This is a genomic window from Halomonas sp. AOP5-B2-8 (assembly GCF_052376475.1).
Lineage (GTDB): Bacteria > Pseudomonadota > Gammaproteobacteria > Pseudomonadales > Halomonadaceae > Vreelandella > Vreelandella casei.
In genome coordinates this window covers 394,741-411,352 of sequence record NZ_JBQSVS010000004.1, presented here as the reverse complement: position 1 = coordinate 411,352, position 16,612 = coordinate 394,741, and the positions used below count along the sequence as shown (strand labels likewise).

The 16,612-nt window shown below is 55.9% G+C and carries 15 protein-coding genes; 3 read left to right on the top strand and 12 right to left on the bottom strand.

The window, feature by feature from the left end; genetic code table 11:
- Positions 1-38: 38 nt before the first annotated feature.
- The 7 genes from ACT3RP_RS12030 to ACT3RP_RS12000 all read right to left on the bottom strand — a co-directional run bounded on the left by ACT3RP_RS12030 (position 39) and on the right by ACT3RP_RS12000 (position 7,335).
- A complete protein-coding gene (locus ACT3RP_RS12030; protein ID WP_096277797.1) occupies positions 39-1,115 on the bottom strand; it encodes an Ldh family oxidoreductase in 1,077 nt (358 codons plus the stop codon).
- Between the two features lie 58 nt (positions 1,116-1,173).
- A complete protein-coding gene (locus ACT3RP_RS12025; protein WP_096277795.1) occupies positions 1,174-2,553 on the bottom strand; it encodes a TRAP transporter large permease in 1,380 nt (459 codons plus the stop codon).
- 49 nt (positions 2,554-2,602) lie between these two features.
- The gene (locus tag ACT3RP_RS12020) at positions 2,603-3,139 is read right to left on the bottom strand and encodes a TRAP transporter small permease (protein WP_444625025.1); all 537 of its coding nucleotides are present in this window, start codon (positions 3,137-3,139) and stop codon (positions 2,603-2,605) included.
- 57 nt (positions 3,140-3,196) lie between these two features.
- Positions 3,197-4,198 carry a sialic acid TRAP transporter substrate-binding protein SiaP gene (locus ACT3RP_RS12015; RefSeq protein WP_483393838.1) on the bottom strand — a complete coding sequence of 334 codons (1,002 nt, stop codon included), beginning with the start codon at positions 4,196-4,198 and terminating at the stop codon, positions 3,197-3,199.
- Between the two features lie 172 nt (positions 4,199-4,370).
- The gene (locus ACT3RP_RS12010) at positions 4,371-5,558 is read right to left on the bottom strand and encodes a four-carbon acid sugar kinase family protein (protein WP_483393837.1); all 1,188 of its coding nucleotides are present in this window, start codon (positions 5,556-5,558) and stop codon (positions 4,371-4,373) included.
- Positions 5,555-6,574 carry a 4-hydroxythreonine-4-phosphate dehydrogenase PdxA gene (gene pdxA, locus ACT3RP_RS12005; protein ID WP_483393836.1) on the bottom strand — a complete coding sequence of 340 codons (1,020 nt, stop codon included), beginning with the start codon at positions 6,572-6,574 and terminating at the stop codon, positions 5,555-5,557. Before pdxA ends, ACT3RP_RS12010 begins: the two co-directional genes overlap by 4 nt.
- Positions 6,571-7,335, bottom strand: coding sequence for an SDR family NAD(P)-dependent oxidoreductase (locus tag ACT3RP_RS12000; RefSeq protein WP_096277785.1), 765 nt, complete (start codon positions 7,333-7,335; stop codon positions 6,571-6,573). The genes pdxA and ACT3RP_RS12000 overlap by 4 nt, the downstream gene beginning before the upstream one ends.
- A 231-nt stretch (positions 7,336-7,566) precedes the next feature.
- On the opposite strand from ACT3RP_RS12000, the gene ACT3RP_RS11995 reads away from it, so the two are divergent.
- Genes ACT3RP_RS11995 through ACT3RP_RS11985 form a run of 3 tightly spaced genes read left to right on the top strand, consistent with a single transcriptional unit; the run spans position 7,567 to position 11,493 of the window.
- On the top strand, positions 7,567-8,730 hold the full coding sequence (locus ACT3RP_RS11995; RefSeq protein ID WP_483393835.1) for a fumarylacetoacetate hydrolase family protein: 1,164 nt from the start codon (positions 7,567-7,569) through the stop codon (positions 8,728-8,730).
- 37 nt (positions 8,731-8,767) lie between these two features.
- Complete coding sequence (locus ACT3RP_RS11990; RefSeq protein WP_096277781.1) at positions 8,768-10,069, top strand: L-fuconate dehydratase; 1,302 nt, start codon at positions 8,768-8,770, stop codon at positions 10,067-10,069.
- Positions 10,069-11,493 carry an FAD-binding oxidoreductase gene (locus ACT3RP_RS11985; protein ID WP_483393834.1) on the top strand — a complete coding sequence of 475 codons (1,425 nt, stop codon included), beginning with the start codon at positions 10,069-10,071 and terminating at the stop codon, positions 11,491-11,493. Before ACT3RP_RS11990 ends, ACT3RP_RS11985 begins: the two co-directional genes overlap by 1 nt.
- A 78-nt stretch (positions 11,494-11,571) precedes the next feature.
- Here the strand turns inward: ACT3RP_RS11985 and hpaI are convergent, their stop codons facing one another.
- From hpaI to ACT3RP_RS11960, 5 genes are all read right to left on the bottom strand, one after another.
- On the bottom strand, positions 11,572-12,339 hold the full coding sequence (gene hpaI / locus ACT3RP_RS11980) for a 4-hydroxy-2-oxoheptanedioate aldolase (RefSeq protein WP_096277777.1): 768 nt from the start codon (positions 12,337-12,339) through the stop codon (positions 11,572-11,574).
- A gap of 49 nt (positions 12,340-12,388) precedes the next feature.
- On the bottom strand, positions 12,389-13,684 hold the full coding sequence (locus ACT3RP_RS11975; RefSeq protein ID WP_096277775.1) for a TRAP transporter large permease: 1,296 nt from the start codon (positions 13,682-13,684) through the stop codon (positions 12,389-12,391).
- On the bottom strand, positions 13,681-14,235 hold the full coding sequence (locus tag ACT3RP_RS11970) for a TRAP transporter small permease (RefSeq protein WP_483393833.1): 555 nt from the start codon (positions 14,233-14,235) through the stop codon (positions 13,681-13,683). Before ACT3RP_RS11970 ends, ACT3RP_RS11975 begins: the two co-directional genes overlap by 4 nt.
- A gap of 81 nt (positions 14,236-14,316) precedes the next feature.
- Positions 14,317-15,297, bottom strand: a complete 981-nt coding sequence (locus ACT3RP_RS11965) for a TRAP transporter substrate-binding protein (protein WP_444625020.1) — start codon at positions 15,295-15,297, stop codon at positions 14,317-14,319.
- A 315-nt stretch (positions 15,298-15,612) separates the two neighbouring features.
- Positions 15,613-16,527, bottom strand: coding sequence for a LysR family transcriptional regulator (locus tag ACT3RP_RS11960; protein ID WP_096277768.1), 915 nt, complete (start codon positions 16,525-16,527; stop codon positions 15,613-15,615).
- Positions 16,528-16,612 lie beyond the last annotated feature (85 nt).

The following is a 16,612-nucleotide window of genomic DNA, read 5'->3' as shown; positions in this document are numbered from 1 at the left end:
TTTACTGCATTTTTCGCCATTGTCTTTTCATTGAGCCTTTAATCAAGCCGAGATAGTGGCGTAATCCGGTGCCGCTCAGCCAGTTCGGCATAGGCTAATTGGTTGGCAACATCGAGTGGAACGCCCTGAGCATCGCGCTGCGCCTGGCAGCGCCATTCACGATCACCGGGTGCTAGTACTCTGGCATTTTTTGAGGCTGGCTGGGCGCGAAGGTCTTTCAAATACGCGGCCAGCCCTTGAGCAAAGGTGCCTTCATCAACAAAGGCATCGGGCTTTATGGCTAGAAAGAAATGCCCGACACCCCGCGGCGTTGCCATATCCGGCCCGCCCATCGGCAATAACCTGAAGCCATGCTGCATGCCCGACAGCATCGAACTCAGCACTTCGACCATGCCGCCTAGGCCGGCACCTTTAAAGCCGAAATCACTGCCGCCCAGCGGCAACAAGGCAGCGATATCAGCAGGTACGCGACTCACCTGACCGGCCGCATCTGCCGCGACTTGATCGGGCAGCTGGCGGCCAATAGCACCAAATTGCTGCACTCGGTTCCAGGGGATCGAACTCGTGGCCATGTCCAATAGATACGGCGACTCACCCGCTACCGGCGCTGCAAAAGCGATGGGGTTGGTACCGTGAAAGGGCTTGGCACCATCGTGCAGAAGTACAAAGGGGTCTGAATTACAGAACGCCATACCAAGATAGCCGCGTTCAGCCGCGGCTAACGCATAGCACCCTGCCGCGCCGAAGTGCGATGAGTGCCCCACAGCGACAGCGCCTATTCCGACCTCATCAGCCATCGCCGTGGCGTGTTCCATCGCGGTATAACCCGCCAGATGACCAAGCCCGTCGTCAGCGTTTAAGCAGCCTGTGGCCGCTAAGCGGCGCTGAAACACCATGTTAGGCGCCCCTTTAATGCGCCCGCCTTGAAGCGCCTGCACATAGTGAGGCAATAGACGCAAACCGTGGCTATCGGTCCCCATGCGCGATGCGGTGACCAGCGCGCGGCTCACCGCCTGCGCCGAGGCTTGATTGGCGCCAACAGCGGCGAGTGTCGCCTGTATAAAACGAGCAAGATCCTCGTGGGTAACGCGAAAATCTAATGAGGTATCAGTCATTAATAAAATACTCCGGGTCTTAATAGCGGAGCTGGCATTCCGCCAGCTCCAGCGGTGCTTAGCGATATATCAGCGTGGGTAGCCACATAGAAATAGCCGGGATGAACGTCACCAATAGAAGGCAGATCACCAGGGGTATTAGGAACGGAATGGTGCCTCGCATGCAGCGCTCAAAGCTCACGTTAGAGACCCTGGAAAGCACGTAGAGCACCATGCCCACTGGTGGCGTTAATAGTCCGATCATCAGGTTAAGCACCATGATGACCCCGAAGTGGACAGGGTCTACCCCCACCGCAACGGCCATGGGCAACAGCACCGGGACTAAGATGGTGATCGCAGCGATCGTTTCCATAAAGCAGCCCACGATAATCAGCACGATATTGGCCATTACCAGAACGGCGAGCTTGCTATCGGCAAAGGGGCCCATTAAGGCGATCACATTCTGAGTCACCTGATTGCTGGTCAGTATCCAGGCGAAGATCGATGCCGAAGACACAATGAACAGAATAACCGCGGTGGTCTCGATGGTTTCCATGCTGACTTTAAGCAGTTTACGCCACGTCAACGTACGGTAAACCACGCCACCCAGGAGCAAGGCATAAAACACCGCGGCCACCGCGGCTTCAGTCGGCGTGAAGGCACCGGTGATAATACCGCCCACAATAATGACAGGTGTCAGCAACGATAAAAACGCCCGTTTGAAGGTATGGCCAAGAACCCGCATGGAGAAAATGGCATCGCGCTGATAGCCACGCCGCCTTGAGATGATGAAGATCATCAACATCAGCATGATGCCCATCAACAGGCCAGGGATCAGCCCTGCTGCGAACAGCTGGCCTACCGAGGCGGACGCCATAACCCCGTAAATCACCATCGGCAAGCTAGGCGGAATGATAGGCCCGATGGTCGAGGACGCCGCCGTAATTCCCACGGCGAACTCTTCATCGTATCCCGCATCCTTCATGGCTTTGACTTCAATCATGCCCAGGCCGCCTGCATCCGCTACGGCCGCGCCCGACATGCCCGAGAACACAATGCTAGCCCCCACATTGACATGGCCAAGGCCACCCCGCATCCAGCCCATCAGCGCCTTAGCGAAATTGAAAATACGCTCGGTAATGCCACCATTGTTCATTAGGCTGCCGGCAAAAATAAAAAACGGAATCGCCAGCAGCGGAAAGCTGTCAATGCCGTTAATCATGCGGTGTGCTATGACAATGCTGGGCACCTGGCCGGTGATTAAGACAAACATTAAGCAGGCGCCTGCCAAGCTAACCGCGATAGGCACGCCCAGCACCAGCATGGTAAACAGCGCAAAGAACAAAAAGCCAAGATCGTAGCCCATTAGCGGTAGAATCACGCAGCCCAGAATAGCCAGTGCCGCCAGCAGCGGAGACACTATCGGCTTTTGCCAACGCATCACAGAAAATCGGGACATGGGAGGCCTCTTGATAAAGATGATGTCGCGGGTAGCCACAGCTCAAGCGTCATAGGGAACGCCCCAGATACTTCAAGTAAAGCCGCTGAACGGTGCGCAGCGCCATCAATGTAAACGCCGCACAGACGGTGAAATAGATGATGCTCTTAGGCAGATCCACCGACACCATTAGGCTATTGGTGCGTGATGCCAACTGATAGGCGATCCATGCCATCGCTATATAAAAACTAAGGCTTATCAGGTTGACCAAATGCTCTAGCAAACGCGCCTGCCAGCCCGGCATGTAGTGGTAGAAGAATTCCACCATGATGTGGCTACCGTTACGGGCTGCCATGATGCTGCCAAAAAAGCCCACGCCAATCAGTAAGTAACGGGCAATTTCTTCGGTCCAGCCAATAGAACTACCCAGCACATAGCGACTAAAAAACTGGGCGAACACCACTAAAATCAATGCCCAAAAAAGCGTTAAGGTGACAAAGTCTTCGAGGCGATAATCACTTAGTTTGAACGGTGCATCCTCGAAAGCAGATTCAAAATCAACCATCGGGTCGCCGATAGGCGGGGAATTCTCGCGCGAATCATTCATGGCACAGGACTCCAAACACTCCGCTCAGTAAAGAGCGGAGTGTTATCAGGGGTTGGATTACTGGCCGATAGCCTGTAGGCGATCGTAGGTTTCCTGATCCCATGTCGCGGCATCGCCGTTATGGGCGGGTAAAACGGCCTCACGGAAGAGTTCACGGTCCACTTCATTGATGGTGTTACCCTGCTCTTCAAACCAGGCAACCAGCTCCCCTTCGGCCTTCAGAATATCTTTGGTGTTGTTTTCAGCCGCCTCCTGGAAAACCTCGCGGAATATTTCGCGGTCTTCTTCAGAGAGCTGATTCCAGCGCGGCCCGCCAACAATCGTAATAAGCGAATCGGTAATGTGGCCGGTCAGATTGATGTAGTCCTGTACTTCATGGAAAGCCTTAGCACGAATAGTCGGCAGCGGATTTTCCTGCGCGCCTACAACGCCTTGCTGCAGAGCCAGATATACCTCATCAAACGAAATGGGCGTTGGGTTAGCACCCACCGCCTGAGGCATCATCATGTACATCGGTGCGTTGGGCACCCGAATTTTCAGCCCTTCCATGTCTGCGGGTTCATTAATGGGGATATTGGACGTGACGTGGCGTTCGCCATAATAGTTGAGCGCCAGCGGAACATTGCCGGTTTGATCCTGATAGCCCTGAGCAATCTCTTGGAATAGATCGCTATCGGCAAACGCCTGCCAGTGCTCGAAATCACGGAACATATACGCAGCCCCGGCAATGCCGATGGGGCCATAAGCGCGGCCAGCGAACTGGGTGCCGGTATAAATGATATCGACCGTGCCTAACCCAAGCCCTTCGTTGATGTCTTCCTCTTTACCTAACGAGGCAGCGGGGTATACCTCCATGGTATAGCGCCCATCGGTGCGCTCTTCAATCTCGTCAGCGGCCCATAATGCCCACTTATGGAAAGGCTCGGAGGTTTCATAAACATGGGCGAAACGCAGGTTCTCGACGGCCTGTACCGCACCGGCTACGCTGATACCAGCGGCAATAAGCGTAGCGGTTAGCAAACGGGACATCGTTAGGCGGTGTTGGCTTTTGTAGCTCATCTTGTATTCCTCACAACCATTAGATTTATTGTTGGTTATTGTGCGAGCGGCAACAGTCGATGAAACCGATCATCTTACTGTATACGTATCATACCACCAGATTGAAACCTAGCTGCTGACCCTCAATTACGCAACTACCCGGCGAGCATTTTGCTGTCGTTATTTTGTGTACTTAGTTCGACTCACCGCTCAGGTTAAGCTGCTGATGCAAACGAACGAGTAGTGATGAGTCGCCGAAGCCGCCCGCCTTAGTCATTACTCTGCGGTGGGCATCACCATCCAAACACCCTAATGCCACACCCGGTGACCACTCAGTCTCAACGGTGATATAACGAGCGCCTTGCTGGGAGAGCACTGCCATAGCGATATCGCCACCGGTAAGAAATTGCAGGTGCTCATCTTCGTCATGCCAGGCTGAGATAATGCCAGCCACCTGGGCCGCCATTGCATCGGCCACTTCAATCGCTGTGCGCACTGTTCCATCTTCACTAGGCACGATGACACATGCCTCGACGCCAAGGTGATCAAGCGACGTAGCACACGCCTCAATAATCGCTACGTTGGGTAACTGCTGACACAGCGACTCAAGCTGCTCCGCGGCACGAGGAGCCCGGGAGCCAACGGCATACAGCACCGATTTTATCCCGCACAGTGACCTAGCCTGAGCACAGGGAGTCCCGAAGCGACGTTGAGCAATGGCCATAGCCAATCCCGCTGCGCCGGCCATGACACGTGAGCTTTTGAGCTTCAGCACGCCATCGTAAAGCGCGGCGAGTTCCGCGTCGCTGCTGGCATCGACAATGCAGCTCTCGTCAGGAAGCGTGTTTCCCTTCTCAAGGCGATAGCGCTGTAACGCCAGCCCCCCTGCGGCAAACGCATCATCAATAGGACCCAATAGAGGCGATGATCGCGCATCCTGCTGATATGCCGTATTGGCCAAGCTTACGCCATCAACCCAGACTTCAGCGTTGCGCACAATGCGCCCTTGAGCCGGTACCGCTGGCGCCAATAGCAGTGGATATCCAATGGCCTCTTGCAATGCTCGACACTCGGCAACTACCTGGCCGCGCAAGGTTGAATCCACCTTTTTAAACCATTGCTGCGGGCGTACTTGTGTCAATAGACGAACCGCCTTAGAAACCCGCAACGCTGCTTCATCGGCCCGCAAATGGCGTGACTCGGTATTCACGGCGATGACCGCTGGCCACGTCCCTTGCCCTTGCCACACATCAAGCGTCGCTGTTAATGCTTCTAGACTGACAATCACTCGGGCATCGGCTCCCCGTGCAGCAAAGGGCGCTGATGCATCCAGCGCACCCGACAAATCGTCGGCAATAATGGCTAGCTGGCAGGGGCTCACGAATGCCCGCCACTGGCGAGACGTCGCGCATAGGCAATCGCGGACCCCATATTGGTAGCATCTGCTTTACCTTGCCAGGCGATATCGAACGCGGTGCCGTGATCCACTGAGGTACGCTGTAACGGCAGGCCTAGGCTGACATTCACTGTGGTATCGAATGCAATGAGTTTGACCGGAATATGGCCCTGGTCATGATACTGAGCAACGACTAAATCGAACTCGCCTTTAGAGGCTCGGTAGAACACCGTGTCAGCAGAAATAGGACCACTTACATCAAAGCCACGCTGACGCAGCTGATCCACTGCGGGCGCAATACAGCGGCTGTCCTCATCACCAAAGATCCCCCCTTCACCGCAATGCGGATTGAGTCCGGCAACGGCGATACGTGGCGCACTTAGTCCCAGCGCAACCAAGTGAGCATTGCCGGCTTCGACGGTGGCAACAATACGTTCAGGCGTCACTCGATCGATCGCTTCTCGCAGTGATACATGCGTTGAAACATGCAGCGTCGAAAGCGTCTCCGAGGCCAATAGCATGAACGATGAGGGCGCGCCGGTCAGCGCTGCCAGCATGCCGGTGTGGCCATCGTAATGGTGCCCTGCTTCATGCAGCGCCGCCTTGTTGAGCGGCGCAGTAACAATCACCTGCGCCCGGCCTGACTGCACTAAGTTCACCGCCGCCTGAACGCAACGAAAAGCCATATCACCTGCGCCCGCACTGATTTGGCCATCCGGGATATCGGCACCCACCGGCACGTCCACTACGCTGATAGCGACACAGTGATCACCGCTGGATGGTTGGTCGAGCGGCACAAACATCAGCTCAGCATCGACACTGGCCGCTGCTCGACGATAAATAGCGGGATCTCCCACCACGAGGGCACTGGCTCGTTCGGCGCTAGACATAGCCTTTAACGCGCGACAAATAATTTCCGGGCCAATACCCGCAGGGTCGCCCATGGTGATCGCAATCTCATAACACTTAGCGCCTGGGTCACTACGCAATGACATACTCATGGCATTAGCTGCCCACCGTTGACCTCAATGATTTGACCCGTGACATAGCCGCTCAGTGCGTCTGTTCCAAGAAATACATAAGCCCCTACGCACTCTTCGGACGTGCCTAATCGCCCCATAGGGATCGATGCACGTGCCGCGGCTAAATGCGCCTCGCTGGAGTGGCGCTCGTGAAAATCGGTCGCAATCGTACCGGGGGCGACGGCATTGACGCGGATATTCTCGCCGGCCAGCTCTTTCGCCATATTGCGCGTCACCGTGCTCACAAACCCCTTGGCAGAAGCATAGAGCCCTGCACCGCCACCACCGCCATTACGTGCGGCAATAGACGTGGTATGGATGATATTGCCGCGTCCTGCGCGCCTAAAATGCGCTAGCGCGGCGCGGCTGGCCATGATCACCGAGCGCACGTTGAGATCCATCACTCGGTCGTACTGGTCATCATCCATCGCGTCTAAGCCTACCCGGCCCAGCATGTCACCAGCGTTATTGATTAACAGATCCAACCCGCCCAGGCGTTTGGCCGCTTCATCGACAAGCCGTTGCGTTTCACTGGAATGGCTGACGTCCGCCTTAAGGGTAAAGGCTTCCCCCCCTGCATCGCGGATAGCCTTGGCCACCGCTTCGGCGGGCGCTTCGCTGCTGTGATAGTGCACTGCCACATGGGCACCCAGCGTACCTAGCTGCTTAGCCACCGCCGCGCCGATGCCACGGCTAGCGCCGGTGATGAGGACTCGCTTGCCTTTCCACTCGTCTAACATGACCTTCTCCTTAGGATTTTTACTTTTATTTTTGCACGCAGCGTTAAGCGAAACCGATCTCAATTAGGCAGATTTAACTATCGACCCGAAACCGGACGGTGCGCTAAAGTGAGCCATGAACTGGCATACCTGTCATACAACACAATATCCATAACATGATAGGTGATGGCGCACCAACCACTCGTTGCTCATCACTAGTACATCTTTAGTCCAACTTTTCTGGAGGCGCACATGAACCCACTGTCCCTGACTGACTCTCTTCCCCATGATTTGGATAAAGCGCTGCTCGTTGGCCGCGTTTGGCTGGATGGCACGCCCCCCGGCCCCGCACTGGTAACCGTGCACGCTGGCCAGGTCATCGATATCACCGCGTTTGGCCCCACCATGGCTGATTTGCTGGAACGCGATGATGTGCTGTCCGTCGTGCAACGCGCAGATGGGCCGTCAATCGGTAGCGTCGAGTCGCTGCTCGCCAACTCCCAGATGCCTTCGCCAACCGCGCCCTACTTGCTGGCCCCTTGCGATGTACAGGCCGTTAAAGCCTGTGGCGTCACCTTTGCCGTTAGCCTGTTAGAGCGGGTAATCGAAGAGCAAGCGGGCGGTGATCCGGCTAGGGCTGTCGCGCTGCGCGACGATTTGCAGGCGCTGATTGGCACCGATCTCTCCAAGATTACCCCAGGGTCTGCCGAAGCGATGGCGCTCAAAGAAGCGCTGCAAGCCCGTGGTGGCTGGTCGCAATATATGGAAGTAGGCATTGGCCCCGATGCCGAGGTGTTTACTAAAGCGCAGCCGCTGTCTTCAGTAGGCTTTGGCACCCCGGTGGGTTTGCATGAGTCCTCTCAGTGGAATAACCCAGAGCCGGAAATTGTCCTGGCGGTAGACAGCCGTGGCCAGGTGCGCGGCGCCACGCTAGGCAATGACGTCAACTTGCGCGACGTTGAGGGCCGCAGCGCCCTGCTGCTCGGCAAGGCAAAAGATAACAACGCCTCCTGCTCGCTGGGGCCGTTCATCCGGCTATTTGACGATCACTTCGATATGGATAGCGTACGCAATTGCCAGGTATCGCTGCGTATTGAAGGAGAAGACGATGATTTCTTGCTCCAGGGCGAGAGCGATATGCGCGAAATCAGCCGCGATCCGCTGGACCTAGTAGGCCAAACTATCGGCGAGCACCACCAGTACCCTGACGGCTTCATGCTGTTCCTCGGCACCATGTTCTCACCGATTCAGGACCGCGACGGCGAAGGCCAGGGATTCACCCATCACCTAGGCGATCGCGTCACCATCGCTACACCGTCCCTTGGCGCCTTAGTCAATACGGTAGGCAGAAGCGATCAGCTGCCGCCCTGGACTTACGGTATTCGCGAACTGATGCGCCACCTAGCGCGCCGCTAAGTATTACGCCACCCATAGCACTGATTAGGAGAGCACAATGACAACCATAACACGCGTCGAAATTCAGGATATCCGCTTCCCCACATCGCGCACGCTGGACGGCTCGGATGCCATGAATGCGGCGCCCGACTATTCGGCCACTTACGTCATTCTGCATACTGATGATGGCAGCCCCGAAGGTCACGGCTTAACGTTTACCATCGGCCGCGGCAACGAGATAGTAGTTACCGCCGTGCAATCACTAGCGCCGTTAATTGAAGGGCGCTCACTGGCATCCATCACCGACAATATGGGCAGTTTCTGGCGAGAAATCACCGGTGACAGCCAGCTACGCTGGATCGGCCCCGATAAAGGCGCGATTCACCTAGCCACGGCGGCCATCGTCAACGCCGTGTGGGATATGTGGGCAAAGCACGAAGGCAAACCGGTATGGAAGCTGCTGGTGGATATGACCCCAGAGCAGCTGGTGCGCTGTCTCGACTTTCGCTTCGTTACCGATGCGCTCACGCCGGAAGAAGCAATCTGCTTGTTACGCCGCCAGTCATCCGGCAAAGCAGAACGTGAAGACGAAATGCGCCGCGACGGCTACCCAGGCTACACCACTTCATCGGGTTGGCTGGGCTACAGCGACGAGAAAGTGCGCCGCTTGGCCAGAGAAGCGCTGGCGGAAGGCTGGACGCACTTTAAACAAAAAATTGGTGGCGATATCGAAGAAGATGCCCGCCGCGCAGCGCTGCTGCGCGATGAGATTGGCTGGGACAACGTGCTGATGATGGATGCCAACCAGGTATGGGACGTCGATGAAACGATCACTAAAATGCGCCGCTTAGCGGAATTTGACCCGCTGTGGATCGAAGAACCCACCAGCCCTGACGACATTCTAGGCCACGCTGAAATTCGCCACCGCGTTGCGCCTATTGGCGTTGCTACCGGCGAGCACTGCCATAACAAAGTGATGTTTAAGCAGTTCTTCCAGGCAGATGCCATCGACTATTGTCAGCTTGATGCGGCACGCCTGGGCGGGCTCAACGAAGTCATCCTGGTGGTACTAATGGCCGCCAAGTTCGGCGTGCCAATTTGCCCTCACGGCGGTGGCGTGGGGCTATGCGAATACACCCAGCACATCTCACTCTTCGATTACATTGCGGTATCCGGTAGCCTTGAGGGTCGCGTTCTGGAGTATGTGGATCATCTTCACGAACACTTTATTGACCCGGTCGTCATTCGCGGCGGGCGTTATCAGGTGCCCGAAGCGCCGGGCTACAGCATTGCCATGCACGCGCAGTCACAAGCGCAGCACTCCTTCCCCGACGGCGCTGCCTGGCAGGAAGAGGTCTAATGACAGCGATCACACTCTTTTTAAACGAGCTCGCCAGCCTGCTTGGCGAGCGCGGTTTAATACGCCAACCAGAGGCGATGGCGCGCTACGTTAGCGACTGGGCTGGCGATACGCTAGGCATGCCGCTGGCCGTAGCCCGCCCGGCGAATACCGCTGACGTTGCTGAGATTGTCAGGCGCTGTTATCAGCAAGGGGTCGCAATGACGCCCCAAGGTGGCCACAGCGGCCTAGTGGCGGGCGCATTGCCCGCCGCAAACGGCCAGGAACTGGTGATCAGTCTGGAACGTTTGAACAGCGTGCGGGCCATTGACCCGGTTAACTTCACCATCACAGTGGACGCTGGCTGCATCCTTGAGAACGTCAAGCTAGCCGCTGCCGAGCATGACTGCGATTTTCCGCTTTCACTCGGCGCTCAAGGCAGTTGTCAGATTGGTGGCAATATCGCTACCAATGCAGGCGGCCTTAACGTGCTGCGCTACGGCATGATGCGCGAGCTGGTACTCGGGCTGGAAGTAGTGCTTCCCGATGGGCGCGTGCTGGAAGGCCTCAATGCCCTGCACAAAGACAACCGCGGCTACGACCTTCAGCAGCTGTTTTTAGGCAGCGAAGGCACCCTGGGCATCGTTACCGGCGCAGTGTTAAAACTGTCACCGCGCCCGACTCAAAACCGCACCGCGCTGCTGGGCCTGCCCTCCGTACAAGCGGTGATTGATCTTTACGGTTTGGCCCGCCGCGACTGCTGCGATTTGCTGACGGCTTTTGAGCTGATTCCGCGCCGCTGCATTGAGCTGGCCATAGAAGCAACCCCAGAACTTCGCGACCCCATGGAAAGCGCCTACCCTTGGTACGTGCTCATGGAAGTCGCCGCCACCGGGCCGATAGATTTAGCGACGATGCTGGAACAGCTGCTGGAAACAGGCATGGAGCGTGAGCTGGTGCTTGACGGCGCGCTGGCCGCCAGCGACACCCAGTCGGCCCAGCTATGGCAGTTTCGCGAGAGTATGCTGGAAGGTCAACGTCGGCGCGGCGAGCACTTACGCACCGATATCGCCGTGCCTATTTCAGCGATTCCAGCCTTTGTCACGCAGGCGAGTGAGGTCATCATGGCCGCCTCCCCGGAGTGCGAAATCATTGCCTATGGGCACGTCGGCGACGGCAACCTGCACTTTAACATTCTGCCGCCCAGCGCCATGGCTGACACAGACAAAAAAGCCCACCTGCATGACCTGGAAGAACGGCTTTTTGAAGTGCTCGATGATTTCAACGGCAGCATCAGCGCTGAGCACGGTATTGGCCGCACCAAGCAAGCGCCCTATTTGGCTCGGCTATCACCCATCGAACGTGAACTCATCAGCGGCGTTAAAGCCCTGTTTGATCCTAAAGGGCTGATGAACCCCGGAAGGATTTTGCCGACTGAAGGTTAACGACCCAGCCAGGCAAGCGCAGAAGGCATATCCACATTAAAGCGCTTGCCTGTCCTTCGCTCAGCGTTCATACAAACACTAGCGTTTGAAACGCTCTGCCAAGCCGCGCAAGGCATTGGCATACAGCAGAGCATCGATCCCTACGCCAACGAATGTACAGCCTGCAGCTAGGTAGCCGCGAGCTGCCTGTTCGTCCACCGTGACAATCCCTGCCGCCTTACCCGCTGCGCGAATTTTGTGAATAGCGTCACTAATCGCCGCTTCCACGTCGGGGTGGCCAGCATTGCCAAGATGCCCCATCGAAGCAGATAAATCGGCGGGGCCAATAAATACACCGTCGACCCCTTCTACTGCGGCGATAGCTTCCAAATTATCCAGCGCCTGCTGGCTCTCTACCTGCAGCATCAGGCAAATCTCGTCATCTGCGCGGGCCAGATAGTCCTTCACCTGCCCCCAGCGCGAGGCACGTGCCAACACATGCCCAACGCCACGTTCACCGTGGGGTGGGTAGCGGGTTGCAGCAACCAGCTCAGCGGCTTGCTCGGCCGTTTCCACCATGGGGATCAGTAAGTTCTGTACGCCAATATCCAAATAGCGCTTGATCAGCACGGCATCGCCCGTGGGCGGGCGCACTACTGGGTGGCTTTTATAGGGCGCCAGCGCCTGCAGTTGAGCAAGCAGGCTGCCCAGGTCATTAGGAACGTGCTCGGCATCTAGCAACAGCCAGTCAAAGCCAGCCGTGGCGGCAATTTCCGCTGAGTATGCGCTCGCTAGCCCGAGCCAAATCCCCGTTTGGGGCTGGCCCGCTAACAGCTGCTGTTTAAACTCATTTTGAGGCATGTTCATATTGGCTCCTTTTTATTTTGACGGCGGTTAAAACGCTCGCCTTAAGCTCTTAATAACCCATGAGATCTGGCAGCCACGTGGCCAAGCCCGGCACGGCGATTAGCAATAAAATAGTGGCGATAATCGGCAGTAAGAAAGGCAGTATCGCGGTCACCACCTGGCCATAGCGCAGTCGCGTAATGCCCACCATTAAAAACAGCACCGTGCCAAACGGAGGAGTAATGACCCCGACGGACAGTGTAATCACCATCACAATGCCGAAATGCACCGGATCTAACCCGGCGCTAAGCGCCGCTGGTACCACAATCGGTGTGAAGATCAGGATACTTTCAATCACTGACATAAAGCAGCCAATGAGCAGGAAGAACAGCGCGAAGCAGAGCAATAGCGCCACCGTGGGCATATCGACGCTGGCGACCTGCCCTGCCAGTGCCTGTGGAATGCCCATGCGCACTAGTATCCAGCCGTAGAAGCTGGAAACCGCAATAATCAGCAGAATAACCGCACTGAACATTAAGGTTCTGCGGAAAGCATTAAAAAGATCCCGCCCGTTCAAATCACGGTAAATCACACCGCCTAGAATAATAGCGTACAGCGAGGCAATTGCGCCCGCTTCCGTCGGCGTGAAGAAGCCGCCCCAAATGCCACCCACGATAATGGCCGGCATCATTAGCGGTAATATCGCACGCTTGCCAGTGCGAGCAACTTCGCAGGCATCAAACGGCTTAGGTTTAGGCATCACGACCTTGCCGGTCGCGCCAAGCAGTACGGTCATGCCCATCAGCAGCAGTGCCATCAAAATGCCCGGCAAAAGCCCCGCCATAAATAGACCACCAATGCTGACATTGGCAAGCCAGCCATACACGACTAGCGCAATGCTGGGTGGCAAGATTGGCCCAATAACGCTTGAGGCCGCGGTAATGCCCGTGGAGTAATCCAGCGCATAGCCACGCTCTTTCATGGCCTTAATTTCAATACTGCCAAGCCCCGCAGCGTCCGCTACGGCGGTGCCTGACATGGTAGCGAAGATAGAGCTCGCCACCACGTTAGCGTGGCCAAGCCCACCTTTAGTGAAGCCGACAAGCGCGGTCGCAAAGTCGAAAATGCGCGTCGTCGTCGAGCCGATATTCATAATATTGGCGGCTAGAATAAACAGTGGAATCGCTAGCAGCGTAAAGTTGTTGAGCGTTTGCACCATTCGCAGCGGCAATAACTCAACGGGCAGCCCACCGGTACCGGTTGCCACTAGCGCGATAAACGACGTCACACCAATAGCCACCACCACGGGCAAGCCAATAGCCATCAGTATCAATAGCCCGCCGACAAAAATCAGTAATTCCATCATGGCTGAGCTAACTCCTCTTGATGCTCTTCTTCATCATGCACTTCCAACCACGCGACCGGGCCGCGCAGGGTTTGCCACACTGCTATCAGCGCCATACCCGCAAAACTAAAGAAAATACCGTAGTAGAGATAGCTGAAACTGATACTCAGCGAGACCGTTTTATTGTTGGCGCTCATATCCGACATGATCCATGCGCCCCAAGCGGCAAGGGCAAAAAAACAACATGAAATCAGTGCTGTGGCTCGATACTGGAGACTTTTTCCTAACCCAGAAAGCTTATGGCTAAACAAATCGACTACCAGATGCTCGCTGCGCACCCAGGCCGATAGCGATCCAAAGCCAATCGCGTAGATAGCCATCATAGACGCGACCTCTTCGGTCCAAGGCATACCAAGCCCCAGCAGGTCCCGCGCAATAACCGCCGCCACAATAAGCAGCAGGATAGCGGCCATTAACGCCACGCCCGCCCCATCGCAAAGGCGGGTTACCCAGCGCAACGTATAGAAAGCTATTCGATCGAACCCGTTACTGGGCGGAACCACGTGATTCACAGGAAAACTCCCCGACATTTATCAACATACAAAAATAAAACGACGGCCCGATGGGCCGCCGCTGTTTGCTTCAGGTGCGTATTAGTTACTTTCGCTACCCAGCGCATCTTCGCGAACGCCGTCGGCCATCTCAGAAAGAACGCGATCAATGGCGGGCATCGCCGCTTCACGGAAGGCATCAATATCAGGCTCGATAACCGTCATTCCTTCTTCTTGAAGGGCTTCTAGATAATATTTATCCAGTTCAAGCTCTTGCTCTGAGCCATACTCGCGGGCCACATCGATCGCCTCAGCAATCAGCGCCTGGTCTTCCGCTTCAAGACCATCCCACCAGCGCGAACTGGCTACCCAGCTCCAGGGAAACTGTACGTGGCTGGTCAAAATCAAATAGTCCTGCACTTCCCACAGCCGGCGCGTATAGGGCGATGAAAGCGAGTTTTCGTGACCGTCGACCTGGCCGGTTTGCATGGCCAGATAAATTTCCGGTGCCGGTACGTTGACGACCTGAGCACCAATCTCTTCCCACACTTCTAGCCAAATGGGCAGCGAAGGCAGGCGAAGACGGAATCCGGCAAGATCTGCGGGCGTATTAATTTCTTTATTGGCCGTCATATGACGCGGGCCACGATGCTGAGTACCAAAGAATTTAAGACCGCCTTGGCTCTCTGCCTTTTCAATCAACGCCTGCCCAGAAGGAGTCTCTATATAAGCGTCCACTTCGTCCCAGGTGGTAAACAAAAAGGGCACGGTGATGGCATCATATTCAGGCGCATATTGCTGGCGCCAGTTGCCGCCGGTCAGGGAGATCTGTGTCTGGCCAAGATTCAGCAATTCCAAAATAGCGTTTTCACCGCCCAGCGATCCCGCCAAAAAAGGACGCACCTCAAAGCGGCCCGGCGCCTGCTCTTCTAAATATTCAGCGAAACGTTCCACCGCAGCACTTTCCGAGCCGCCTTCACTCATCGTGTTGTTGACTTGAATTTCGATGGGATTAGCGAGAGCGAAGGGAGCCGCCGTTAACATTCCAAGGGTAGCCAGCGTGGCAAATAATTGTTTCCGCATGCGATGACTCTCTACGGTTGTCGTTATGGGGTGTCATTGTTGTAATCGTTCTTATAGCCATTTCTAGTGGCGCTACTTCAATCTTGAAACAAGCCGTCAATGGGCTCAAATCGACGTTCAAGAAGGCTGCCTTCGTATAATACGATGGCTAGAAACGCCCCTATAGCGCGTTATTTCGTCCCATCACTCACAGGCATACGACCAAAGATGGATAGCGCCGCTGGCCGGAAGCTCATTAACAGGCGCGTTGCAGGCTATTGAATGCTTAATCATTCAGCGCCAGCATTCTCGAAATACGAAGCCGCTAAAGCGTACCTAATCCTCGATAAGCGCCGAATGGGCGCTGTCTCCCGCTAAGTGGTCAACCAAATGCCGGGCCGTGACGGGCAGCGTTGCATAGCGACGTATGCCAATCACCAGTTCGTGCTGAGCCCACGAGTCGCTAAGCGGGATACTTTTCAGCTGTAGATCACCCAGGTCGCGGTAAATGGCTTGCTCGGGCAGCACACCAACGCCCATGCCGTGATGAATCATGCGACAAATAGCGTCAAAGCTACGCACCTGAATGCGCATTCTGAGCGCTTTACCCGTCATATTGGCCTGCTCATTCAACAGCGATTGCACGGATGCATCTTGCTGCAAGCCAACAAAATCAAACTCAAGCGCTTCACTAAAAGCGATGCTTTCACGCTCTGCCAGAGGATGACCCTTGGGCGTCATCAGCACGAGTCGGTCTCGCCGGTACGAGAGCCGCTGAAGATCAGGTGCCGCCACGTGGCCAGCAAAAATACCGATGTCGGTCAGCCCGTCACGCACGGCGGCAACGATTTCGCTGCTGACGCGCTCCTGCAGGTCGATTTTAATTTCGGGATAGTGCCGCGAGAAGGCGCTGAGATCCTGGGGAAGAAACGCAATGATCGCTGAGGTATTGGAGTGAATACGCACGTGGCCACGCACGCCTTCGCCGTACTCGCTCAGCTCTGCATGCAGGCGCTCAATGTTATCCAAAATACGTCGCGCGTGATGTAAAAATGCCTGGCCCGCAGGCGTTAGCTCCACGCCTCTGGGGCGACGGTACAGCAGCTTGGCACCGACCAACACTTCCAGATCACTAATCCGCTTGCTCACGGCGGCAAGCGCCAAGTGTTCGCGCTCTGCAGCCGCTGTCAGGCGCCCCTCATCCGCCACGGAGATGAAGAGCTTAAGAGTGACAAAATCAAAGCGGCGCATAAGAATCTCCGGGCAAGGCAACGGCCTTATGCTATCGCAGACCTTCGTCGTCTACGAAACCTTTGTTACCCATTGTCTAATTGTC

Excerpts from the sequence above, each read along its gene's own strand:
- ACT3RP_RS12030 (WP_096277797.1), bottom strand. The coding sequence starts at position 1,115 with ATGACTGATACCTCATTAGATTTTCGCGTTACCCACGAGGATCTTGCT.
- ACT3RP_RS12025 (WP_096277795.1), bottom strand. The coding sequence starts at position 2,553 with ATGTCCCGATTTTCTGTGATGCGTTGGCAAAAGCCGATAGTGTCTCCG.
- ACT3RP_RS12020 (WP_444625025.1), bottom strand. The coding sequence starts at position 3,139 with ATGAATGATTCGCGCGAGAATTCCCCGCCTATCGGCGACCCGATGGTT.
- ACT3RP_RS12015 (WP_483393838.1), bottom strand. The coding sequence starts at position 4,198 with ATGAGCTACAAAAGCCAACACCGCCTAACGATGTCCCGTTTGCTAACC.
- pdxA (WP_483393836.1), bottom strand. The coding sequence starts at position 6,574 with ATGAGTATGTCATTGCGTAGTGACCCAGGCGCTAAGTGTTATGAGATT.
- ACT3RP_RS12000 (WP_096277785.1), bottom strand. The coding sequence starts at position 7,335 with ATGTTAGACGAGTGGAAAGGCAAGCGAGTCCTCATCACCGGCGCTAGC.
- ACT3RP_RS11995 (WP_483393835.1), top strand. The coding sequence starts at position 7,567 with ATGAACCCACTGTCCCTGACTGACTCTCTTCCCCATGATTTGGATAAA.
- ACT3RP_RS11990 (WP_096277781.1), top strand. The coding sequence starts at position 8,768 with ATGACAACCATAACACGCGTCGAAATTCAGGATATCCGCTTCCCCACA.
- ACT3RP_RS11985 (WP_483393834.1), top strand. The coding sequence starts at position 10,069 with ATGACAGCGATCACACTCTTTTTAAACGAGCTCGCCAGCCTGCTTGGC.
- hpaI (WP_096277777.1), bottom strand. The coding sequence starts at position 12,339 with ATGAACATGCCTCAAAATGAGTTTAAACAGCAGCTGTTAGCGGGCCAG.
- ACT3RP_RS11975 (WP_096277775.1), bottom strand. The coding sequence starts at position 13,684 with ATGATGGAATTACTGATTTTTGTCGGCGGGCTATTGATACTGATGGCT.
- ACT3RP_RS11965 (WP_444625020.1), bottom strand. The coding sequence starts at position 15,297 with ATGCGGAAACAATTATTTGCCACGCTGGCTACCCTTGGAATGTTAACG.
- ACT3RP_RS11960 (WP_096277768.1), bottom strand. The coding sequence starts at position 16,527 with ATGCGCCGCTTTGATTTTGTCACTCTTAAGCTCTTCATCTCCGTGGCG.